Origin of the sequence: Psychromonas sp. MB-3u-54 (assembly GCF_002836415.1) — a bacterium.
Taxonomy (GTDB): domain Bacteria; phylum Pseudomonadota; class Gammaproteobacteria; order Enterobacterales; family Psychromonadaceae; genus Psychromonas.
This window is the reverse complement of the sequence record NZ_PJBP01000125.1, coordinates 1-22,436: the sequence shown is the minus strand read 5'-3', so window position 1 is coordinate 22,436 and position 22,436 is coordinate 1. Positions and strand designations below refer to the sequence as shown.

Annotated in this window: 20 protein-coding genes; 3 read left to right on the top strand and 17 right to left on the bottom strand. The window is 40.8% G+C overall.

Annotated features, from left to right (window positions below):
- Positions 1-251: 251 nt before the first annotated feature.
- The 16 genes from CXF72_RS09045 to CXF72_RS08970 all read right to left on the bottom strand — a co-directional run bounded on the left by CXF72_RS09045 (position 252) and on the right by CXF72_RS08970 (position 19,088).
- Complete coding sequence (locus tag CXF72_RS09045) at positions 252-1,817, bottom strand: Na+/H+ antiporter NhaC family protein (RefSeq protein ID WP_101038646.1); 1,566 nt, start codon at positions 1,815-1,817, stop codon at positions 252-254.
- A 142-nt stretch (positions 1,818-1,959) separates the two neighbouring features.
- Positions 1,960-3,429: a glutamate synthase subunit beta gene (locus CXF72_RS09040; protein ID WP_101038645.1), complete on the bottom strand. Its 1,470-nt coding sequence runs from the start codon at positions 3,427-3,429 to the stop codon at positions 1,960-1,962.
- The gene (gltB, locus tag CXF72_RS09035; RefSeq protein WP_101038644.1) at positions 3,429-8,030 is read right to left on the bottom strand and encodes a glutamate synthase large subunit; all 4,602 of its coding nucleotides are present in this window, start codon (positions 8,028-8,030) and stop codon (positions 3,429-3,431) included. Before gltB ends, CXF72_RS09040 begins: the two co-directional genes overlap by 1 nt.
- A 753-nt stretch (positions 8,031-8,783) precedes the next feature.
- Positions 8,784-9,305, bottom strand: coding sequence for a DUF3833 domain-containing protein (locus CXF72_RS09030; RefSeq protein ID WP_101038643.1), 522 nt, complete (start codon positions 9,303-9,305; stop codon positions 8,784-8,786).
- Positions 9,302-9,838, bottom strand: coding sequence for a chalcone isomerase family protein (locus tag CXF72_RS09025; protein ID WP_101038642.1), 537 nt, complete (start codon positions 9,836-9,838; stop codon positions 9,302-9,304). Before CXF72_RS09025 ends, CXF72_RS09030 begins: the two co-directional genes overlap by 4 nt.
- A complete protein-coding gene (locus CXF72_RS09020; RefSeq protein ID WP_269801170.1) occupies positions 9,810-10,346 on the bottom strand; it encodes a DUF2878 domain-containing protein in 537 nt (178 codons plus the stop codon). Before CXF72_RS09020 ends, CXF72_RS09025 begins: the two co-directional genes overlap by 29 nt.
- 10 nt (positions 10,347-10,356) lie before the next feature.
- On the bottom strand, positions 10,357-11,598 hold the full coding sequence (locus CXF72_RS09015; protein ID WP_101038640.1) for an SAM-dependent methyltransferase: 1,242 nt from the start codon (positions 11,596-11,598) through the stop codon (positions 10,357-10,359).
- Complete coding sequence (locus CXF72_RS09010) at positions 11,588-12,337, bottom strand: DUF1365 domain-containing protein (RefSeq protein ID WP_101038639.1); 750 nt, start codon at positions 12,335-12,337, stop codon at positions 11,588-11,590. The genes CXF72_RS09015 and CXF72_RS09010 overlap by 11 nt, the downstream gene beginning before the upstream one ends.
- A 23-nt stretch (positions 12,338-12,360) precedes the next feature.
- Positions 12,361-13,617, bottom strand: a complete 1,257-nt coding sequence (locus CXF72_RS09005; protein WP_101038638.1) for an NAD(P)/FAD-dependent oxidoreductase — start codon at positions 13,615-13,617, stop codon at positions 12,361-12,363.
- Positions 13,614-14,336, bottom strand: coding sequence for an SDR family NAD(P)-dependent oxidoreductase (locus CXF72_RS09000; RefSeq protein WP_101038637.1), 723 nt, complete (start codon positions 14,334-14,336; stop codon positions 13,614-13,616). The genes CXF72_RS09005 and CXF72_RS09000 overlap by 4 nt, the downstream gene beginning before the upstream one ends.
- Complete coding sequence (locus tag CXF72_RS08995) at positions 14,333-14,758, bottom strand: nuclear transport factor 2 family protein (protein ID WP_101038636.1); 426 nt, start codon at positions 14,756-14,758, stop codon at positions 14,333-14,335. Before CXF72_RS08995 ends, CXF72_RS09000 begins: the two co-directional genes overlap by 4 nt.
- A gap of 2 nt (positions 14,759-14,760) precedes the next feature.
- The gene (gene phrB, locus CXF72_RS08990; protein ID WP_101038635.1) at positions 14,761-16,122 is read right to left on the bottom strand and encodes a deoxyribodipyrimidine photo-lyase; all 1,362 of its coding nucleotides are present in this window, start codon (positions 16,120-16,122) and stop codon (positions 14,761-14,763) included.
- Between the two features lie 36 nt (positions 16,123-16,158).
- The gene (locus tag CXF72_RS08985; RefSeq protein ID WP_101038634.1) at positions 16,159-17,115 is read right to left on the bottom strand and encodes a YbgA family protein; all 957 of its coding nucleotides are present in this window, start codon (positions 17,113-17,115) and stop codon (positions 16,159-16,161) included.
- Between the two features lie 50 nt (positions 17,116-17,165).
- Positions 17,166-17,816 carry a ChrR family anti-sigma-E factor gene (locus CXF72_RS08980; protein WP_101038633.1) on the bottom strand — a complete coding sequence of 217 codons (651 nt, stop codon included), beginning with the start codon at positions 17,814-17,816 and terminating at the stop codon, positions 17,166-17,168.
- Positions 17,809-18,429 carry a sigma-70 family RNA polymerase sigma factor gene (locus CXF72_RS08975; RefSeq protein ID WP_101038632.1) on the bottom strand — a complete coding sequence of 207 codons (621 nt, stop codon included), beginning with the start codon at positions 18,427-18,429 and terminating at the stop codon, positions 17,809-17,811. The genes CXF72_RS08980 and CXF72_RS08975 overlap by 8 nt, the downstream gene beginning before the upstream one ends.
- A 110-nt stretch (positions 18,430-18,539) precedes the next feature.
- A complete protein-coding gene (locus CXF72_RS08970) occupies positions 18,540-19,088 on the bottom strand; it encodes an LON peptidase substrate-binding domain-containing protein (RefSeq protein ID WP_157823224.1) in 549 nt (182 codons plus the stop codon).
- Positions 19,089-19,474: 386 nt separating this feature from the next.
- Between CXF72_RS08970 and CXF72_RS08965 the strand changes: the two genes are divergently transcribed.
- The 3 genes from CXF72_RS08965 to CXF72_RS08955 all read left to right on the top strand — a co-directional run bounded on the left by CXF72_RS08965 (position 19,475) and on the right by CXF72_RS08955 (position 20,991).
- Positions 19,475-19,777, top strand: a complete 303-nt coding sequence (locus tag CXF72_RS08965; RefSeq protein WP_101038630.1) for an MGMT family protein — start codon at positions 19,475-19,477, stop codon at positions 19,775-19,777.
- Positions 19,778-19,871: 94 nt separating this feature from the next.
- Positions 19,872-20,408, top strand: coding sequence for a DUF1439 domain-containing protein (locus CXF72_RS08960; protein ID WP_101038629.1), 537 nt, complete (start codon positions 19,872-19,874; stop codon positions 20,406-20,408).
- Positions 20,409-20,559: 151 nt separating this feature from the next.
- Positions 20,560-20,991, top strand: coding sequence for a hypothetical protein (locus CXF72_RS08955; RefSeq protein ID WP_101038628.1), 432 nt, complete (start codon positions 20,560-20,562; stop codon positions 20,989-20,991).
- 417 nt (positions 20,992-21,408) lie between these two features.
- Here CXF72_RS08955 and CXF72_RS08950 read toward each other — a convergent pair whose 3' ends face one another.
- Positions 21,409-22,191: a hypothetical protein gene (locus CXF72_RS08950; protein WP_198552545.1), complete on the bottom strand. Its 783-nt coding sequence runs from the start codon at positions 22,189-22,191 to the stop codon at positions 21,409-21,411.
- Positions 22,192-22,436 lie beyond the last annotated feature (245 nt).

Sequence of the window (22,436 nt, the reverse complement as noted above, 5' to 3'; positions counted from 1 at the left end):
TTGAGCACAAGTTTATTTTTTCATAAAGTGGAACCAACATAAAAAATTAACTAATGGAATGAGTATTATGTTATCGGTAGGGTGCATTCTATGCACCGCAAGCAGCGCAGCCTACAAGCGAGTAAAAAAACGCTGGTAAAGGGGGTGGATAAGTCTGATCACGTGAAACGCCCCTTAAATAAAGGGCGTTAAATCATTACATACAAGGCTAAGCTGTTTTTATAAAAACAGCTTAGCGAAAGCGTGGAGCATTACCGTTTAGACAAGAATTTCAGCACAACAATAAGCGCGCTAAAAGCGATACATGAGGCAAGCAGAGACAAGCTGAGGGAATCGGTAAAGCCTATCACCACGAAACCAACGGCAGATACGCCGGCAACGGATAATGCGTAGGGTAATTGGGTTGCCACATGATCGATATGCCGGCAGCGTGCGCCCGTTGAAGAGAGAATAGTCGTATCGGAGATGGGTGAGCAGTGATCGCCAAACACAGAACCCGCCAGTACCGCGCTTAACATAGGTAACATTAAGCTTATCTCTGTCGCACCTGCCATATCACCGGCAATCGGCAGCATAATACCAAAGGTACCCCATGAAGTGCCGGTAGAAAAGGCCATTGCCCCCGATAATACAAACATAATGACCGGCAACCACTGCACCCCGATATTACCTTGTACTAATGAGGATAAATAAGCCCCGGTTTTCATGTCACCTATCACAGTGCCGATTGCCCAGGCAAAAAATAGAATAATAATGGCACCAAACATAGATCGGCCACCAATCCAGGCGGCGTGCAAAATAAATTTGGCAGCTATTTTTTGTTTTAGTACGGTAAATATTGCAAATGCCAGACCGACCAGCGCACCGTAACAAAGAGACATGCCAACATCGGTATTTTCAAATGCCCCCAACACTGAAAATGCTTGCTGATTTGCCGCCAAGGCCAGACCTCCTGTGTACTGCATAAAAAACAGGGTTGCTGCGATCAGCGCAAAAATCGGTAAAACAAGATCTGACACTTTGCCTTTTTCACTTTCTTCAATGCCAAATTCATCATGCAAATCGGCCGCTTGATGATCACCATTTTTTTCTGCGCCATTTTTTTCTGCTTCAATTTCATGGCGTTTCATTAAACCGACATCGAGCTTGAACCAGATAACCGCAAAAACCATTAACAGGGTAAAGACGGCATAAAAATTCATCGGGATCAGTCTGACGTAAGCGCCTAATGCCGAGTATTCGGTAATACCATGACTTAATAAAATACCGCCAATAATAGTCATAATATAAGCACCCCAGCTCGAAAGCGGCATGAGAATGCACATAGGGGCTGCGGTCGAATCCAGTATATAAGCCAATTTTGAACGCGAAACATGAAATCTGTCGGTTACGGGCCTCGCAATTGAACCGACTGCCAGACTGTTAAAGTAATCATCAATAAAAATGAACACCCCTAAAAATGCAGCTAGTAGTGATGCGCCGCGTTTATCTTTAATATGATTGAGTGCCCATAAAGAAAAAGCACGCGTACCACCCGAAAGCGTTAACAGTGCAGTCATCATCCCCAGCAGTAACAAAAAGCCCACTATACTCATATTCCAAGTATTGATTCCGCCCTCTTCCATCAAGACACTTTTCACCGTGGTCAGGATATAAATCGCACCTTCTGAAAATGACCAATTTACCAATAATAACGCACCAAAAACGATACCTAATCCTAAAGAGAGCAACACACGACGGGTAATAATTGCCAGACCTAATGCGACCACTGCCGGCATTACGGACAGGGGTGAGGTTGCAAAATCGGTTAAAATCATTAATTTACCTTTAAATTTTATTTGTATTCAAAAATGGAAAAGCCCCCTGCTCTTAAAAAGAGAGGAGGCTGCTTTTTTAATGAGCCGATCAATCACCGGTTCATTTTTTACATGTTATTACTTAGACAATATTTACATGCCCTTAATCAGACATCATTAAAGAGTCTGCCATTGCTTCAAGGTTCGATGAACCCATCAAATAAGCATCAATTGCACGGGATGCTTCACGACCTTCGTTAATACAGCGAACAACTAATGATTGTCCGGTACGCATATCGCCAGAGGCAAAAACACCTTTTTGGCTGGTTGCATAATCGGTTGTTTGAACATTACCACGCTCATCCAATGCAATATTAAGCTGCGCTAAAATACCCGTCGGCTCCGGGTGTAAGAACCCCATTGCTAGAAAGGCTTTAGTACAAGGAATGCTGCGAACACTACCTTCAATCTCGTTGAAATTAGGGCGTTTACCGGGTTCCGCTTTTTCCCACTCAATATCAGCAACCACTAACTCTTTAACATTGCCGTTTTCATCACCAATAAATTCTTTGGTAAGAATAGACCAATGACGATCAACACCTTCCTCATGTGAACTCGTTGTTTTTAAGATCATCGGGTAGGAAGGCCAAGGCATATTAACCGTACGTTTTTCAGGCGGAACGGGCATAATTTCCACTTGCGTAACGCTTGCTGCCCTATGACGATTAGAGGTACCAACACAGTCAGACCCCGTATCACCGCCACCAATCACCACAACATGATCGTCTTTGGCGTGGATCTCTTCGGCTTTAATCTCCATACCGTTAGCACGGCGGTTATGTTGCGCCAGGAACTCCATCGCAAAATGGACACCCTTAAGATCTCGGCCCGGAATAGGTAAATCACGAGGCACCGTGGAACCACCAGTCAATAACACCACATCAAACTGCTTACGCAACTCTTTAGCATCAAAATCAACGCCAATGTGTGCATTCACCACCATCTTGATACCGGCTTCTTCCAACACATCAATTTTACGATCAATGACATCCATACCCAGCTTAAAGTCAGGGATACCAAAACGCATTAAACCGCCAACTTTTTCGTCACGTTCATAAACAGTGACCGTATGACCGGCACCATTTAGCTGCTCAGCGGCAGATAAACCTGCGGGTCCACTGCCCACGATGGCAACTGTTTTACCCGTGCGTGATGTTGGAATTTTAGGCTTAGCATAACCATTTTCATACGCTTTGTCGGCAATGGTTTTTTCTATACTGCAAATCGTAACCGGATCCTGGTTAATACCAAGAACACATGAGGTCTCACAAGGAGCAGGACACACACGCCCGGTGACTTCAGGAAAGTTATTAGTTGCACTTAGAATATCCCAAGCCTCTACCCAACTTTCACGGTAAACCGCATCATTGAACTCGGGAATAATGTTACCAATCGGACAACCGTCGTGACAGAAAGGCACACCACAATCCATACAACGAGAGGCTTGGTCACTGATTTTGTTACCAAATTCGTCGTTTTGTACAAACTCTTTATTATGTTTGAGACGCTCTTCGACTGGTAATTTACCAGGTAGTTCACGCCCTAATTCTAAAAATCCAGTTGGCTTTCCCATTATACGTCTCCTGTCTTGCATGCATCAAGAGTTGATGCTTTTGCCGCTTGTTTCTCGCTTTCCGAGATGCTTTCTTTTGCAAGCTGAAGGCCTTTATTTTTTTTCGCCAGCAAAACCGCTTTGTAATCACGCGGCATCACTTTTTTGATTTGACTGAGACTTGCTTCGGGGTCAGCTAAAAATTCTTGAGCAACGTTTGATTCAGTTAACGCAAAATGTTTAGCCACTTTAGCAAGTATCAGCGCCTTATCTTCTTCCTCGAGCGGATCAATATCCACCAGTTCCATATTACAATTGCTGGTAAAGCACTGATCACGATCCCAAACATATGCCACACCACCGCTCATACCCGCGGCGAAGTTACGTCCAGTTACACCCAGAACAATAGCGATACCGCCAGTCATATATTCACAACCGTGATCACCAACACCCTCAACAACCACTTCTGCGCCCGAGTTACGCACACAGAAACGTTCACCTGCCATACCATTAATGTATGACTCGCCAGAGGTAGCACCGTAGAAACAAACGTTACCTATGATGATGTTATCTTTAGCAACAATCGATGAGTTACGGAATGGATAAACGACAATTTGACCACCCGATAAACCTTTGCCCCAGTAATCATTGGCGTCACCCTCAACGGTAAACTCAACACCTTTTGCCAGGAAACAACCAAAAGATTGTCCGGCAGAACCGGTAAATTTAACCTGCATCGGTTTTGGTAAACCCTGATCGCTGTACACTTTTGATATTTCGTTAGAAAGCATAGTCCCGCAACTGCGGTCTGTATTTTTAATAACAAACTCAGCGCTGACCGCTTCACCTTTTTCAAGGGCAGGTTTAGCGAGCTTAATTAACTCTCTATCCAGCACATTTTCAAGGTTATGCTTTTGACCCGTTTGATTAAACAGACCATCTTCCGCCTGAGCTGGTTCTTTGAATAAAATAGTGCTTAAGTCTAAGTTTTTGTATTTCCAATGTTTAATATTGTCACGCACTTTCAGGTTTTGGGTTTGCCCAACCATCTCATTGATAGTCGCATAACCAAGCATGGCCATGTTTTCACGCATTCCCTCTACCAGGTATTGGAAGAAAGTAATAACATCTTCAACACGACCGTCAAAACGATCACGCAGCGTTTTATTTTGTGTCGCGATACCCACAGGGCAGGTATTTAAATGACACTTGCGCATCATAATACAACCTTCAACAACCAGTGCCGCTGTAGCAACACCCCATTCTTCTGCGCCGAGTAATGCTGCAATCGTTAAGTCACGCGGCGTTTTCATCTGCCCATCTGCCTGCACCACAATGCGGTTACGCAAACCGTTTTTAAGCAGAGTTTGGTGCGTTTCAGCCAGACCAAGCTCCCACGGTAACCCCGTATGACGGATAGATGATAGTGGCGATGCACCTGTACCACCGTCAAAACCGGCGATTAATACAACGTCTGCTTTGGCTTTACAAACACCCGAAGCAATAGTACCTACACCCGCTTCCGATACCAGTTTGACATTCACACGCGCTTTACGGTTAGCATTTTTCAAATCGAAAATAAGCTGTGCTAAATCTTCAATTGAATAGATATCGTGATGTGGTGGAGGAGAAATCAAACCAACACCCGGTGTCGAGTGACGGGTACGACCAATCCAGTCGTCCACTTTATGGCCTGGCAATTGACCACCTTCACCTGGTTTCGCACCCTGCGCCATTTTAATCTGAATTTCAGCAGCATTAGTCAAGTAGTATGAGGTCACACCAAAACGACCCGATGCCACCTGTTTAATCGCAGAACGTTCCCAATCACCATTATCTTTTGGCTGAAAACGCATTGGATCTTCACCACCTTCACCGGAGTTGGATTTTGCGCCGATGCGGTTCATTGCAATCGCCAACGTTGAGTGGGCTTCATGGGAAATAGAACCAAAGCTCATTGCGCCGGTCGCAAAACGTTTTAGAATATTTTCAGATGATTCAACTTTATCTAACGCGATGGGACCCGTTGCATTAGGGACAAATTCAAACTGACTACGCAGTGTCGCGGCATCATCGCCCTGCGAGTCAACGGCTGCACAATATTCTTTGAACTGTGCATAATTTTTGTTACGCGTTGAATCTTGTAATAAAGGAATAGTAGTCGGGTTAAATAAATGTTTTTCACCACGTTGTTTCCACTGGTAAATACCCCCGACATCCAAACGGTTGACGGGCACTTCACGTAGCGGGTAAGCAAAACGATGACGCACTAGAATTTCAGTGGCAATATCATCGATTGATAAACCCTGAATACGTGTCACAGTGCCTTTAAAGTATTTTTCAACAACCGATTTACTGATACCTAGTGCTTCAAATATTTGCGCACCCTGGTAGGATTGAATGGTTGAAATACCCATTTTAGAAAATATTTTCAGCAGGCCGCCGTCAATCGCAGCCTTGTACGAAGCAAAAAGTTCTGCGACTTCTTTATCCGCCGGTAAGCGTTTTTTCGTCTGCAGGTCAACAATAAGCTCTTCAATTAAGTAAGCATTAACCGCTGATGCACCGTAACCGATGATGGTTGCAAAATGATGCGTTTCACGTACATCACCGGTTTCAACGACAATATCACAGAGCGCACGCAGGCCGCGTTTGATAAGGTAATGATGCACCGCAGCCGTCACTAACATGGCAGGAATCGGCGCGTGATCAGAGGTTGCACTGCGATCCGACAGAATAATAATGGAATAGCCATCATGAATCGCATCTTCCGCATAGCGACAAATACGATCTAATGATCGGGCTAATTTACCCGGCTCACCCGTTGCTCTAAATAACGTATCTAATGTTTTAGCCTGCAGGTTTTTATCGTCTAGTGCTTTGATTTTTTGCAGTTCGGCATTACTTAATACCGGAGACTCAAGCTCGACTTTATGACAATGCTCAGGTGTTTCAGCTAATAGATTTTGATCTTTACCTAAGTAAGTTTTTAGCGACATAACCATACGCTCACGAATCGGATCGATTGGCGGGTTAGTTACCTGTGCAAACAATTGCTTAAAGTAATGAGATAAATGCTGAGCTTGATGAGAAAGGACAGCCAGTGGCCAATCGACGCCCATTGCGCCTAATGGCTCTTTACCTTCACGCATCATTGGCAAGACAATCTCATTAACCTCTTCCGAGGTCACACCAAAACCTTGTAAACGGCGTAATAAGTGACCGTCTTTAGGCTGAAGATTACGTTCTAGCGCTGCAGGCTGGTTTTCCAACTTAATCAGGTTATCCGCTAACCAGGTTTCATAGGGCTGTCTTGCTGCGATACTGCCTTTTATTTCATCATCGGAGATGATCCGGCCCTGTTTAAGATCCGCTACAAAAATACGACCAGGTTGCAGACGACCACGAAGTTTAATATTTTCAGGTGCAATATTAACCACACCGGTTTCCGATGCCATGATTAAGAAATCATCTTTAGTCACACAATAACGTGAAGGACGCAGACCGTTTCTATCCAGCGTAGCACCTACTTGCACACCATCGGTGAAACAAACAGAAGCTGGGCCATCCCAGGGTTCCATTAAGTTTGCATGGTATTGGTAGAATGCGCGGCGCTTTGGATCCATGTCATGGTTTTCTTGCCAAGCTTCAGGGATCATCATCATCAATGCGTGTGGCAGGCTACGACCGGAAAGCACTAATAATTCTAGGGCCATATCAAAACTTGCAGAGTCAGACATACCATCGGTACAGATTGGCATTAACATATCCAGTTCTGAACGGGTAAAAAACTCGGCTTGCAGCAAAGATTCACGGGCTTTCATCCAGTTAATATTGCCACGTACGGTATTAATTTCACCATTATGCGCGATATAACGGAAAGGCTGCGCTAAACGCCAGCGCGGGAAGGTATTAGTTGAGAAACGAGAGTGTACCAGTGCAAGCGCGGTTACCATGCTTGGATTTTGTAAATCAAGGAAGTACTGAGGTACTTGCTCAGTGGTTAACTGACCTTTGTAAACAATGGTTTTATAAGAGAATGTATTAATATAGAAATTATCACCGATCTCATCAACTGACTGCAAACAAATGCGTGTTGAATAATTACGCAGAATAAATAATTTACGTTCCAATACAGCGGGGTCCATATCCGGCCCCCCCGTTACAAACATATGTTCAAACTGCGGTTCCGTGCTTAATGGGTCTTCACCAATCATTGAATTATCAGTAGGAAGGACACGGTAGCCGATAAGTTCAAGACCTAAACGCTGCACATTTCGTTCTAATATTTCACGACATTCTTTACGTTGATTAATCTCTTTTGGAAAGAGAATTGTACCTACGCCATATTGGTCGAATTTTGGTAAAGTAATACCCATTTTTAACGCTTCAGTTACTAAAAACTCATGCGGTTTTTGTAAAAGAATACCGGCACCATCTCCACTGCAGGGATCACAGCCTTGTCCACCCCGATGCTCCATACGTGCGAGCATGTCTAAAGCTTGGGTAACAATTGCATGTGATTTGCGGTTTTTCAAGTGTGCAACAAAGCCTATACCACAGGCGTCATGTTCCATCTCTGGCACATAAAGGCCTTGAGCGTTTTGCTCTATATCAGTCATAAATACGTCCTTCAAGATAAAACAGTAACGAAAACGATACTGTTTTATCTATTGTTTTCAAAGTGCTAGTTAAGGCTTAATTTGTAGGTCAACACAAACATAAGCAATCAATATTATTTTATAGAAAGGAAACTACTGGTTAGTAGGGGCAAATTTGCACTTTTAAAAAAACTTCCTGATTCAAAAAATAACGCTAATAGCGTCCCTACACAAGCAAAAGCTCATGTAAATATTGCTCTTTAATCAATCTAATAACATGGAAAATGATTTCCTTATTCTACCGTTTCAATAATATAAAATCCAACTTTGTTAATTCGACAACTCTTTGATGTTAACATCTTGTTATATAAGGTTTTAACATAAAAAATCTACATCACCACTTAAAGGCCATACTTTTTTTTGGTATTGATTTGACTTTATTCAGGGGAAAGTAAGACAAAAAACAGTTAAAACTTCAAAAAAAACGGTAGTTATGTAAAATAAACGATTAAAAATTCATTTACCAGCATAATTTCATATTAATGATAAAAAAACCAGTTCTCATTAATTCTCAATCTGTACAGTTGAATATCTTCGAAGCGGCGTTATTGTATTTGCAGGTTGCCTTGAAAAAGTGTTTTTAGGCAGTGTGGAGTAAGTCTATTTTACCCCTTTGTATTGAAATTAGTATTAGGATTAAAAACTGTTTTAAGCGTTTTTAACCCTATCGATCCGCTTGATGGATCAGAGAGATTAAATGAAAAAATGGCCAGCCTATTTTTTAGTGATCACCAAAATCACTTCACCCACTCTAAATCCCCATTTAGTGATAACACTGCGATTTATGACGACCTTATTGTCCACCTGATATAACCAATCATCAAAGGTCACCCGCACCTCTTTGCCGTCGACGGGCAGATCTAATTGATAATCCCAATGCAGTGCAAAACCGTTACTTTCTCCAAGGGCTTTACCAACCACATCACCCGCAGTGCCAATATAATGGCCCTCTTTTAATTTAGTTATTTGCCAGGTACGTGTGGTTTTTTCACCGTCATCAAAGACAAACCACTCCTCTAATTTCCCTTGATTGCCTGTCCAGGTGCCGATCATCTCAACCGTAAAGCGGCGTGTTACTTTTCCTCCACGATCCAGAACAATACCCTGTGCTTGTAATGGTCCTTTGAAATAAGACTCAACATCAAACTTCGGAGAACTATTCGCATAATCATCGAGGTTTTGGGAACTGCATCCTAAAATCATCAAACTGAAGATTAAACCGATCAATATTTTCATTTTATTTCACCTATTAATTGTCTGCGTAAATCAGGTTCACTGGTTTTTTTTGATAACCATATATCCAGAAAAGCACGGCTCAAATCCCGGTTATTAATATCACCTAATAAACGATCATTATGATAAAAAGTGCCTTGACCATTTTTCGCCACCAAAAAAGTGAGCGTATCGCCAGAATTTACATTCGGCCATAAAGAAAAAAATTGTGCTAACCAGGGTTCATACTGCCGACTGTCAATCTTCATTTTTTGCCATTCTTCAGCCGTTGCTTTGATCAACCATTCTTTCTTAAAAGAGCGCTGGTAGCGGATTGTTAAAGCTTGAGGGTATTCTTGGTGGACGTAATGGCCATCGGCACTGTGTAATGAAACCTGATAAACATCCATAAACAACCATGACATTTCTCCTTGACCGACGGTTTTAAGTGGCGCCGTCACATTTGCATATGCGAGGTTTGAAAATAGCAAAAAAGCCACAGAAATGAGTGCGAATGTAAGTCGTTTTTTAGCTGTGTTTTTGTTTAACGTTGTCATAACGATCACCGTAATTTCTCGATATAAACAGGTATACGGGTAAAAGTGTTGCCCAGATCACTATCAATATCAATGATGTCTGTAAAGGTGAAAGCGGAAAATCAACCGCCCCAAATTTGTATCCGGCGTAATAACTGAGCGGCCCGAATAATCCACCAAACATAACTTGAAAATAGAGCGGAATTTGATTCAACCAGGACATGCCATGATTGAGTGCCACCGCAAAGTGAGCCCATAATAAAACTAACCACAGCGGTAAAAGAGTTGCTTCCGGAAAGACCATTATTCCCAGCCAGGATAATAACAGATCGACCGTTCCCCCTATTGCGGAGATAGTGATTAAACTGGCTAAGTCAAATTTACGATCAGGCGACAAATAAAAATGCAGCAGTAAAGAAAATATTAAAAAAAGCTGCCCGCTGACCGTAAAAAAAACAGCAATAAACCACATTAACTGAAACCAAATAAAATTAAACCAGTAAAAGTGGCTTACAATAAAGCGCCGCATATTAAAAATCTCAGGCTCTAAAAGCGGGTTTAGCGGCAATCAAATGCACCGCACTGATATTTCTTTCTAAAAACGCACCTTCGCAATAACAGAAGTAAAAACGCCATAAACGAATAAAATCATCGTTATAGCCCAATTTTTTTATTTCAACGAGGGAGTGCTCAAACTGCTCACGCCAGTGGTTTAATGTTTTAGCATAATCCATGCCAATATCATGCAATGAAGTGATTACCATATCGGTTTTATTATTGATATTATTAGCCATCACACTGATCGAAGGTAGACAACCACCGGGGAAAATATAACGCTGAATAAAATCCACACTGGAGCGGTATTGGTCATAACGCTGATCCGCAATAGTGATAGCTTGAATCAGCATTTTTCCATGCGGTTTCAGGTGGTTATTACAGATTTCGAAAAAACTCGCCAGATATTCATGGCCAACGGCTTCAATCATTTCGATTGAAACTAACTTATCGAACTGCCCGGTCAGATCCCGATAATCGGATTTTAATAATGTAATGCTGCCCTCTAATCCCAAGCTTTTAATACGTGCCTGGGTGTATAAAAACTGTTCTTCTGAAATAGTAGTAGTGGTGACTTTTACGCCATAATGCTGCGCCGCGTAAATAGCCAGGGCGCCCCAGCCGGTTCCTATTTCCAGTAGTGTTTCGCCCTTTTTTAACCCTAGCCTGTCACAAATAGTTTTTAATTTATGCAGCTGGGCTTCTTCTAAACTGGCATCGAAAGTCGGATAAATGGCACTTGAATAGAGCATTTCTTTATCTAAAAATTGCTCATAGAGATCATTGCCAAGGTCATAATGTGCGAGAACATTCTTTTTTGAACCGTTGCGGGTATTTTTGCGGGCTTTATGATAAATCCAAGAGGGAATCGCCATCACTTTTGCAACGCGTTTTTCAATTTCGTCCTGTATCCCCTGCTCACGTCCTAATACTTGAATAACCTTAGTCAAGTCCGGGCTGCTCCACCAGCCTTGAATATAAGACTCTCCTGCCGCAACACTGCCACCCAACAAAATTTTTCGATAGGTTTTGCTGTTTTTTATTACAATTTTTCCTTTTAAGCTTGCCTTAGGATCTCCCAAGATAATTTCCTGTTGCTGATCGACTAAGATCAAACAGGCCTGCTGCATTTTACCTAATATCGATACCAATACCTTTTTAGAAACTTGATCTATATAAGCCATTGCTTTGGTATTTGTACTCAGCTGTGTTGTATTAACGGCCATCATCAATTTCCTTTTTTACAGCGTGGCCAATAAAAGGCACACCTTTAATAAACAGTTTTAAAGCTTGCCAATAAATACCGGCTAAGGTTTTCAGGGTCATCACGGGAATGTTAAACAAACATTGTCGTAAATTTTTATTACAAAATTCGATACTTTTCATTCTCAAGCTGGCTGTAAATATTTTTTTATCACTGTGATTCTCAATGTGCAAACTCAGCTGTTCTGCGGGCGCTTTAATATGCCAATGGTATTGCATCTCTAAATCCATAAAAGGAGACACGGGGAATGCTTTATCACAGATTAAATCCTTATTTATATCAATAAGGTAGTAGTGTCGTTCATTCCAGGGGGTATTACTGACTTCCGCTAATAAATAACTTAATTGGTTATTTTTCTGGTAGCAGTAATATAAATTTATCGGACTGAAATACAGCCCAAAACAGCGCATCTGTCCAATAAACATAACCCGACCGGCTAAATTCTCTCCGCCTAACTGTTCTACTTTTTGCCAAACAAGTTGTTTATTAATGGTTTTTTTGTGATCTAAATAATCTCTCGAGCGAAAGCTTAAAGGCGCAAATTTATCCCACTTAAACCACCGGCCAAGTTCACTGAGCTTTTCTATCTCATCAAGATCAATCGCCAAAAAAAATATTTTGTAGGAAAAATGATGTTCGCGCGGCGTAAAGCGTTTATGACCGACTTCACCAACATAAATACAAGAGTTAAGCTTTTCCATTAAATAATCCTCTTCTTCGGCAGCTAAAGAGAAACACCAAAACGACGGCAGACATCAAGTGCACTCTCCACACCATCTTCATGGAAACCGTTATACCAATAGGCCCCCGCAAAATGGGTATTATTTCGCCCGCAAATAGCCAACCTCTTTTTTTGTGCATCAATAGAAGCTTGATTAAAAACCGGATGTGAATAGTTAAATCGCCCTAAAATTTTATTCGCATCTATCGACTGAGTGTGATTTAAAGTAACGCAAAAAATGGGCGCATCGGCAGGCAGATTCTGCAATATATTCATATTGTAAGTGACGGCAACAGGCTGCTTGTTATCACTGTTCAAGTGATAGTTCCATGCCGCCCAAGCCAGTTTCTTTTTCGGTAACATGCTTATATCAGTATGCAGAACGACTTCATTTTTTTGATAAGCCATTTTGCCGAGAATATCCTGTTCATCCTGACTTAAGTCTTTGAGTATGGACATAGCTTGATCGCTGTGACATGCCAGAATCACTTCATCGAAGATTTGCCAATCGCTCTCCTCTGTTTTCAATTTGATCTGGCCATTTTCACGGAAAATTTTAGAAACTGGCGCATTAAGATGGACCTTATTCTCAAAACCTTTAATTAACGGTTTTACATAGGAATCGGAACCATTAGGAACCACATACCATTGCGGACGATTGTTAATCGTTAATAACCCGTGGTTGTAAAAAAAACGCACAAAAAAATACAGCGGGAAAGCTTCCATATCATGCAGACTGGCAGACCAAATGGCCGCCCCCATGGGCAGAATATAATGTGAACGGAAATATTCACTGAAGCCTTGTTGATCCAAAAAGCACCCTAAACTTATCTGATCGTCCAGGCTTTTATATTCCCAGGCTGACTGACATAATTTATTAAAACGCAGAATTTCTTTAATCAGTTTAAGAAATTTCAGATTAAAAATGTTAGTACGTTGAGCGAATAAAGCGTTTAAATTACTGCCGCTGTATTCAAGTCCGGTATCTTCATTTCTGACACTAAAGCTCATTTCAGTGGCCACTCTGTCCATACCAATTTTGGCCATTAATTTTTCGAAATTTGGATAGGTTCGATCATTAAAAACAATAAAACCGGTATCAAGTCGCCACTTTTTTCCCCGATAGAGGATATCCTGAGTTGCCGTATGCCCACCGATATAATTCCCAGCTTCAAAAACAGAAATATCATATTGCTCATGTAATAAATGCGCACAAGTAAGTCCCGAAATACCACTTCCTACGATGGCTATTTTTTTCATTTGTTAATCATCCTTGTCGCAATAAAAGACCAGACGGCGTTCGGGAAGCAGGCTAATATTTTCAGCGTAAAAGTGAAAAAAGCAGGAAAATGTATTTCTTTTTTACCTTTAAGCAACCCTTTGAAAATATAATCAGCAGCCTTATCTGCCGTGATCAACATCGGCATAGAAAAAACATTTTTGTCCGTTAAGGGCGTTTTCACAAAACCAGGATTAATCAGGCAAACATTGATTTGATCCGCAAGAAGGTCGATCGCCAAGGTTTTAGCTAAATAAGCAACACCTGCTTTACTGGCCCCGTAGGCTTCAGCCCGGGAAAAAGGTAAATAACTTGCGCTTGAACCCATTAAAGCTAATTGTCCGCCTTTTTTTATTTTCGGTAATACACTCTGTAAACAATAGCCCAAAGCGATTAAATTGGTGCTAATAACGCGTGCAAACAGATCCCCGTCAAAATTTTTGGCATCATCGATATATTCGCAACTGCCCGCATTTAAAATAACCATATCTAACTCAGGCAGTGTTGCCAGAGCCTGGCTGACTTGTATTTTATCGCTGATATCAAAGCTTAATGTTGACACATTTTTTAAACTACCTATTTCATCTAAGGCTTGTTGATTACGACCACAGGCAATAACCGCATAACCTCGCTTCTGATAAAGCAAACACAAGGCTTTACCAATGCCGGAGGTGGCGCCTGTAATTAGAATACGTTTCATGAAGTAACCCGCTTTTTAACCGTTCGAATGACGCCACCGAGCAAGGGTAAATGCTCATATAACATTTGTCCCATATCCAGAAAATCCCGGTGGTAATAAATTTTTTCATTAAATTTGAGGAGGGAGCAACCATTCACGAAGATAGTTTTACCCTTATTGATTTTCGAATGCGCATATTTCATCGTCCAAATGACAGAAGCCTTGTCTTTCTCCTTAATCACCTCTTCAATGTCAAAATTGCAGTAAAGAACATTTCCATAAAGATGGCTAAAATACTCGGTTAATTGATCTAAGCCTTTAAGGTTATGCAATGCATCAATGAAATTTATATTATCACTGTAAACAAGCCCCAGCTGGCTTAGATTATTCTTATCTAAGCCTTGATATACACGACAAAAATCATCAATCAGTGCAGTTGTCATTATTACCCCTTTTTTAATACCGAATATCTGTCTAACGCATTTAATCTTGCTTGCTTATGCTCGACTATTGCGTTTACTGGAAAATGAATTGTTTTATTATCCAATCCATTTAGTTCTTTGACATATTTACGGATGAACAGTCCCTTTGGATCAAATTTTTGACTCTGTATAATAGGATTGAAAATTCTAAAATAGGGTTGTGCATCACAACCTGTACTGGCAGCCCACTGCCAGCCGCCATTGTTGGACGCCAAGTCACCATCTATTAAATGTTCCCTGAAATAAGCCTCACCCCAACGCCAATCGATCAGTAAATGCTTGCTTAAAAAACTGGCTGTCACCATCCTTAAGCGATTGTGCATCCAGCCGGTGTCATTTAACTGACGCATCGCAGCATCTACCAGTCCGTACCCTGTACGCCCTTCACACCAGGCTTTAAAGTCTTCGCGGTTATTGCTCCAAATAATATTATCAGCCAGTTTATTGAAATTTTCCCCTTTACATAACTGCGGATTAAAAATCATCAGATGACGATAAAATTCACGCCAAACAATTTCATTTACCCAGCTAAAAACACCGGAATCCTGGGCATCTAAGGCATAGGGAAAAACGGCCAGCACTTCATACACACAGCGCTTGGCACTGATCACGCCGAATTTCAAATAAGCCGATAGCCCGGATGTCCCGTCCAGAGACGGAATATCTCTGTTGTGATGATAATCCTCGACATCCTGTAATAAAAAATGCCGTAAACGCTGCAATGCAGCAGTCTCGCCTGCAGGCCAGGCTTGGCTGGATTTTTTGTCATAATGAACGCTTATATTTTTTGTCCCACTCACATTTAAAGCGGGCCCCTGAGCAGCGGGTTTAGGTAATGGCGTGAGATCTATCTGTTTTACTTCTTTCATCCAGGCATTTCTAAAGGCAGTGAATACTTTATACATTCCACCTTGCTTCGTAAGTACGCTGCCCGCCTGTAAAATACAATCGCACTGATAAAGTACTAAAGGCAGCCCGACTTTTTTGACCGCTTGATCGCGCTCTTTTTCATTAATTTCGGGCTCTTCATTGGCATGAATAGCCTCAATATGATGCGCTTTTTGGATCTGCTTAAGGCGGGCCGGGATCTGAGAAAAATCAGCGACCTCTTCGATTAACAAGGGAATACCTAATGCCGCTAGCTGTTCAGCTAAAACTGTTAAATTTTGCTCAATAAAATCAGCTTGAATAGGTGCTAATTGGTGACTTTTCCACTGCTCGGGCGTAACAAAATAAATGCCGGTGACGGGGCCTTTTAAACAAGCATAATATAAGGCTGAATTATCTGACGTACGTAAATCGTTACGAAACCAAACCAAGTGCATTTTTGTGATCCTTTACCATAAAAAGTGAGTATTTTGTTAATGCGAATAGCGTAGTTTCAGTTCTTCCGGATGAGGATGCAGATAGACCTGCTGCTTTAAATAAGGATCCGGATACAAAGTAAGATAATGCGTAATCAAAGTGATCGGGACCATTAGCGGTAACAAACCCTGACGATATTTATCAATGTTATTTGCCAAATCCATACGCTCGACACTGCTAAGTGAACGCTTAAAGTAGCCTTGCAGATGCGATAGCGTATTAGTGTGACTTTTACGATTAGGTAAGGTTTTAAGGGTCGCCATAAAGCCCTCAATGTATTTTTTAGCGACCACCTCAATGGCTTCTTTGCTGCCGCTTAATAATGGGCCTAATGTATAATAAAGTTTGGCATTATGGGCCATTAATAGGTATTTATGCTCGGCATGAAACTTAATAAGTTTACTAATACTTAAACCGCCTGCCACTAATGATTGCCACTTATGGTAAGCGAAAACGCGGGTGATAAAATTTTCCCGTAATAACAGATCATTTAAACGCCCCTGTTCTTCTACCGGCAGCAGAGGATGATCCGCCATTACCTTTGCGGCAAACACCCCGACTCCGTTACGATTACCTTGATTGCTTCCCGCGTTATAAAGGGTTACCCGTTCCATGCCGCAAGTGGGGGATTTGGCACAGAATATATAACCGCTCAATGAGGTTAATAAAGGGCTGGTTTTTTCGCCGAACTCAGTTAATTGTTCAGTGACTTCAAAACTGCCGTCACTGGCAATAACACGAATCCGGTCTTCATCTTTCACCAGGCGAATCGCTTTTCGAGGAGTCCCCATGCCAATGGCCATTTCCGGACAGATAGGCTGAAAATCAAAATAATCGGCCAAGACTTTAGTGCAATAGTTACTCTGCTTATGCCCGCCATCAAAACGCACTTTGTTGCCGATTAAGCAACTGCTGATACCAACTTGAATTTTTTCATCTGAGAACTCAACCATGTTTTTACCTTTTTTATTGTAAGATACAGGTTATTAGGGCCTGTTTATTCTTAATAAATTAATTGACCAAGCGGATTAAGTGCCTGGCTGATCCCCGAGACAAAACGCAGCGGCGCGTCTTGAACCGCGTAACAAAGACACCCCGTTTTAGTAAAGGGAGTATGTTCAAGGTCGTTATCCAACCAGATGAAATCGCCTTTGTTATAAACACCATTTTCGTCGCTAAAAGTTCCCTCTAATAATAGCGTAAGCTCATAACCTTTATGGGTATGGCTGGGGATAGCGCTATTTTTGTCGATATGTAACAAACTGGCTCTAATATTATCTGTATCCTTAACCACACGCGCACGGCTTATTGCACCAAAAGAGGACCATTTAAGATCAGTAAAATGGCTAAATGCTCGTGGTAATTGGTAGTTATTCCCGGCAACAGAAATACGATTGATCGCGGTCTTTTTAGGCTCCACCTGCAGATCAGGTTTATGCTCAAAAATCTTATCTAACATACTAGAAAAATTGACATTATTTGAGACATCCTGTGCTTCAAAAAGCGCGGACTGTTGAGCGGTAATTTTTTTGGTGACAGTGGTGCATTCAGAACACATTTCAAGATGGGCACTCACCGCAATTGATAACGACAAAGGGAGCTGTGCCCCGCTATGGCTGATTAACAATTCTTGTGTTGGATGATATTTAATCAAGATCCGCCTCCAATTTTGATTTTAATTTTGATATCGCCAATCTAAGCCGGGATTTAACCGTACCTAAGGGGAGATCAAGATGAGTGGCTAATTCCTGTTGAGTCATTTCTTGCAAATAGATAGCTTCAACCACTTGTTTTTGCTGTAAGGATAAACTACCAAGATGGCTTAATAATAAGCGATTCTGTAAATGATCATTGTTATCATCCGGTGTCTGCTGCTCAATAACCGGCCAGAGATCATCACTGATAGTATCTTCTTTCTGAGTTTGTTTTTTACGCAGCATATCGAAACAGTAATTACGCATTATGGTGTAAATCCAGGTGCTGGCTTTACCTTTGTCCGCATTAAACAACACGGCTTTTCGCCACACTAATAACATCGTCTCTTGTACCAAATCCATTGCCAGTGCTTCTTGTTTAAAACGCTGCAGACCATGTGCACGAATTCTCGGTGCAAACCATTTGAACAGCTCAGAAAAGGCTTGTTTATCCTGCTTGGTTGCGACCAGTTTTAACCACGAATTTATTTTTAATTGTTCACCGTCTAGTGAATTAAATTTTGTATTATTCAATGTAATGTCCGTCGAGTTGTGAGCTATCCTAACTATCATAGTTTATATTACCCCTCGAAGATTATAAGATGAACTTATCTACCTAAGCCACTCTATACGACCAAAATTTGAGATTAGATCATTAAATAATAATTTTTATTGACGAGCAGCTACTTAATCACTTCATAAATAAAATCAATAGTCGGCTTCGGCCCGCTTTGACCCGCCAGCCAGTATTTTTTATCCGCAGGTACGGGCAATATCTCTAACCAACGCTGACAAATCCAACTTAAATTATTAAAGCCTTGTTGGTTAACTTGTTCCGCATAGAAAGGCGTCGACGTTAAAACGGCTTTTAAGGAGGTCAGCATAAACTCGTACTGAGGTGTCATTTGAATGCTTTCCCAGCCATTCACCACGGTCACATCCGCCTGTAGTAAACCATCAGGATCCGAGCTTACATTTTTAAATGTAAATCTATTAATCCCTTTTATATCAATGGTTAAAAATCCATCTTCATCCTGATCAAAATTATAAATTTCAACACGAATACCAATATCATAGAGACTATGCGCCTCCTTCGGCAGGCATAAACCAAAACCTTGTCCCGTTGACATAGATTCTGCCACCATCCTTTTATAGCGCGGTTCAAAAATACGTAACCTTGTTAACCCCTCGGGCAGTAAAAAAACAGGCAGTGGAAATAAAGCTAATCTCATCGAATTCTCCTTCATATTTGTGGTAATACGAGAGAGCCGTTCAATTTGATCTCTTTCAATGGCGAAATATGTTATAAAAAAGACGGTCTAAAACAAAAGCAACAATTTATGCAGCTATTCATCGTCATACCAAAAGAACTAAAAAGGTGATCACCCTTGCTGGTTAAAATTACCCCTAACCGCGTTGTGAGTTTTATTCAGACATCCTGTTCTTCACCACTTTGTGGTCAGCTAAAGCTGTTCAAAATCGTTCCAGACGATTTTTGTGAAGTGAGAACAACGATCGAATGCAACTTAAGTGCTAATTTTTCCTTCGCAATACTTGATCACTTCATTAATTCCTTTGGTATCAGGTATAAATATTAAGTTTTTTATTTTGGAGAAAAATGCAAGAATTTGAGCAGCAGATATTCACCGCCCTGTTTTACCTCCCTGCCGGCAAGCTGACGACCTATGGGCGCTTATCTAAATCTGCCGGTTACCCCAATCATTCCCGGCAGGTTGGAAGGATCCTTTCCCGTCTTCCCAAAAACACTAAGTTACCGTGGTTTCGAGTGGTTAACTCAGCGGGTAAAATTTCGCTTTGTGGTGATGCTTTTAAAGAGCAAAAGAGATTATTAGAAAAAGAGGGAATGACAGTGACTGCTCAGGGTAAAATCCAAGGGTTTAAAAAATATTTAAGCGATTAAATAAATAAAAGGTCTTTAATCGTTATTAATTGCTATTTCTTTACTCGCAGTTAACTGCTATAACGTTATTTTCACCGCGCCATAAGGAAAAAAAATGCTTCATAAAATATTTTTTATCTGCCTATTAACATTATCTTCATTGTCTTTATTTGCAACCGCCCTTCCTTATACTTTAAAAATCAGCGAGCAGGATCTGCAGGAGAAACTTTCTAAAAAGCTGCCTATAAAAAAACAAGCAGCTTATATTTCAGCTAAGATATACGATTCTCGCGTCGATTTAATCGAAGGAAGCGATCAAATTGGCGTATTTACCCATATCGATATCACTGTCCTTGGCAATATAAAAGGTGCCGGCCGGGCATATGCAAAAGGAGTCATCACTTACGACACAGAAAAAAAGGCTTTTTACCTTATTAAGCCAAATATTGTCTCTTTAGAAATAGAAAATATACCACCGGACTTAATACCAGAAATAAAAAAAATTGCGCAATTAAGCTTAGAAAAGGCACTGCAGTTTTCTCCTTTCTACCTGTTTAATGATCAAAAGACACAGGAAAAAATGGCTAACTCGTCATTACAATCAATTTTGGTTAAAGACCAAACACTGCTGATCAAAATGAGCCTTTTATAAAGCCTATGCGAATCCTCTTCAGGTTCAAAAATATTTTTTTTCTTAACAAAAAGATTGATTTGTCTTAATAAAGGAGTCGCGCGTTTAAGTGCGTTCAGAGAAATATTAAAGTATAATCTCGGCGATTTTTATTAACCAGATGGTATACCAAGTGACAGAATTAAACCTTACAGCTATTCGCAAGCAATTGACGGCATTAAATTTCAATGCGGATAAAATCAAAATTATAACCGTCAGTGCCATGGATCAAGCCGCGCTAAAAAACTGTACCAGCAAAGAAGATGAGAGTTTTTACAACAGTTATATGAATGTCATCTATCGCCGCGGTGAAAGGTATGTACTTGGTTACCGTTGTGAAGACCCTTTGGTTGAACATGCCATCATTAAAATGGGTGATCTCTACTTTGATCCGACACAACAGGCGAACAGTGAATTTACCCCCTATCAGTTTGCTGTATTAACTGAATTTAAAATCTTCGATATGATGAAACGTGCCAAAACAAACAAAGATTTCCCGCCCGATGTTGATTACTTGCTGACCAAGAAAAAACATTTCAAAAATATTATTAATAGCGAAAAATAAAAAATACTGTTCGTATAAAAAGAAAAAATCCTACGCCCGATTTAACCTTCTCGAGCGTAGAGTTTTCAGATTAATCCCGTAGGGTGCGCTCCGCGCACCGATTTTCGCCGCTTGCGGAGCGCACCCTACCGATAATATAAAACTAATTTCATTAATTAATTTGTCATGTCGATTCAATCCATTGAACAGAGTGTTTATAGCAAAATATTAATAAAGTGATCAGATTTACTATTCAAATTCATCCTCACTGCTTTGTGAGCGTAAATTTGGCCTTTGAAGCAAGTGATCATAAACTTAATGCATTGGTATAAAAAAGAAAAAACCATACGCTCGATTTACTTTATCAAGTGTATGGTTTTCAGATTAAGAATAAGCCAGTGCAATATTAATTAGCCATTTTTTAACTGTTATTATTTTTTAACTGTTATTAACAATGGCATTAAACTCTTCAGCTGAAATCACGCCATCACCATTAAGATCTAACTGCTCAAAGCTCGGACGATAATCACTATTTCCTTTGTGATGTCCTTGTTTACCCTGTTTACCCTGTTTACCCATTTTCACTTGAGCATTAAACTCATCGGCTGACAGTGTGCCGCTGGCGTCGATGTCGACTTTATCAAAATGAGTCAATAATCGTCCGCGCACTTCATCTTTAGCTAAAAAACTATCATTATTAATATCTAACTGCGCAAAGGTCGGGTGAATTTTTTTGTGATGTCCCTGTCTGCCCTGTTTACCCATTTTCACTCGAGCATTAAATTCATCGACTGACAATGTGCCGCTGGCGTCAGTGTCTAAATTATCAAAATGAATCAATAGACGTCCGCGCACTTCATCTTTAGCTAACAAGCCGTCATTATTAACATCTAACTGCGCAAAGGTCGGGTGATTATCACGATCTCCTTTATGTCCTCGATTACCCCGTTTGTCATGTTTACCCATTTTCACTTGAGCATTAAACTCATCGATTGACAGTGTGCCATTACCTTCGCTATCAAGTTTATCGAAGTTTGCTAATAAGCGTCCAAGCACCTCATTCTTAGATAAAACACCATCGGCATTTGCATCCAGTTGGGCAAATGTCATTTGCTGTTTATTTGCTCTCTGGGTTGTAGCATTCTGATTTTGCTCCGCAGCGAAGGTTGAATGGGTGGTTGCCATTAATAAAGCGCCAGTGATCAACAGTAATTTTTTCATGATGTTGCCTCTCTTATTCATGTTGGGAAATTAAGTCTTCTATTTCTAAAATCATTGCTCTTGGCAGGTAATGATTTTCTTTATGAATAAACTATAGAGCGCAACTGTGCAGGAAATATGGAGAAAAAAAGGATTTTTATAGCGTTAATTTATAATCAATACCGTAAATTGGTTTTTATAGCGTGCATTTATAACCAATACTGTAAATGGGTTTTTATAGCGTGCATTTGTAACCAATACCGTAA

Excerpts from the sequence above, each read along its gene's own strand:
- CXF72_RS09045 (WP_101038646.1), bottom strand. The coding sequence starts at position 1,817 with ATGATTTTAACCGATTTTGCAACCTCACCCCTGTCCGTAATGCCGGCA.
- CXF72_RS09040 (WP_101038645.1), bottom strand. The coding sequence starts at position 3,429 with ATGGGAAAGCCAACTGGATTTTTAGAATTAGGGCGTGAACTACCTGGT.
- gltB (WP_101038644.1), bottom strand. The coding sequence starts at position 8,030 with ATGACTGATATAGAGCAAAACGCTCAAGGCCTTTATGTGCCAGAGATG.
- CXF72_RS09030 (WP_101038643.1), bottom strand. The coding sequence starts at position 9,305 with ATGAAAATATTGATCGGTTTAATCTTCAGTTTGATGATTTTAGGATGC.
- CXF72_RS09025 (WP_101038642.1), bottom strand. The coding sequence starts at position 9,838 with ATGACAACGTTAAACAAAAACACAGCTAAAAAACGACTTACATTCGCA.
- CXF72_RS09020 (WP_269801170.1), bottom strand. The coding sequence starts at position 10,346 with ATGCGGCGCTTTATTGTAAGCCACTTTTACTGGTTTAATTTTATTTGG.
- CXF72_RS09015 (WP_101038640.1), bottom strand. The coding sequence starts at position 11,598 with ATGGCCGTTAATACAACACAGCTGAGTACAAATACCAAAGCAATGGCT.
- CXF72_RS09010 (WP_101038639.1), bottom strand. The coding sequence starts at position 12,337 with ATGGAAAAGCTTAACTCTTGTATTTATGTTGGTGAAGTCGGTCATAAA.
- CXF72_RS09005 (WP_101038638.1), bottom strand. The coding sequence starts at position 13,617 with ATGAAAAAAATAGCCATCGTAGGAAGTGGTATTTCGGGACTTACTTGT.
- CXF72_RS09000 (WP_101038637.1), bottom strand. The coding sequence starts at position 14,336 with ATGAAACGTATTCTAATTACAGGCGCCACCTCCGGCATTGGTAAAGCC.
- CXF72_RS08995 (WP_101038636.1), bottom strand. The coding sequence starts at position 14,758 with ATGACAACTGCACTGATTGATGATTTTTGTCGTGTATATCAAGGCTTA.
- phrB (WP_101038635.1), bottom strand. The coding sequence starts at position 16,122 with ATGCACTTGGTTTGGTTTCGTAACGATTTACGTACGTCAGATAATTCA.
- CXF72_RS08985 (WP_101038634.1), bottom strand. The coding sequence starts at position 17,115 with ATGGTTGAGTTCTCAGATGAAAAAATTCAAGTTGGTATCAGCAGTTGC.
- CXF72_RS08975 (WP_101038632.1), bottom strand. The coding sequence starts at position 18,429 with ATGATAGTTAGGATAGCTCACAACTCGACGGACATTACATTGAATAAT.
- CXF72_RS08970 (WP_157823224.1), bottom strand. The coding sequence starts at position 19,088 with ATGAGATTAGCTTTATTTCCACTGCCTGTTTTTTTACTGCCCGAGGGG.
- CXF72_RS08965 (WP_101038630.1), top strand. The coding sequence starts at position 19,475 with ATGCAAGAATTTGAGCAGCAGATATTCACCGCCCTGTTTTACCTCCCT.
- CXF72_RS08960 (WP_101038629.1), top strand. The coding sequence starts at position 19,872 with ATGCTTCATAAAATATTTTTTATCTGCCTATTAACATTATCTTCATTG.
- CXF72_RS08950 (WP_198552545.1), bottom strand. The coding sequence starts at position 22,191 with ATGAAAAAATTACTGTTGATCACTGGCGCTTTATTAATGGCAACCACC.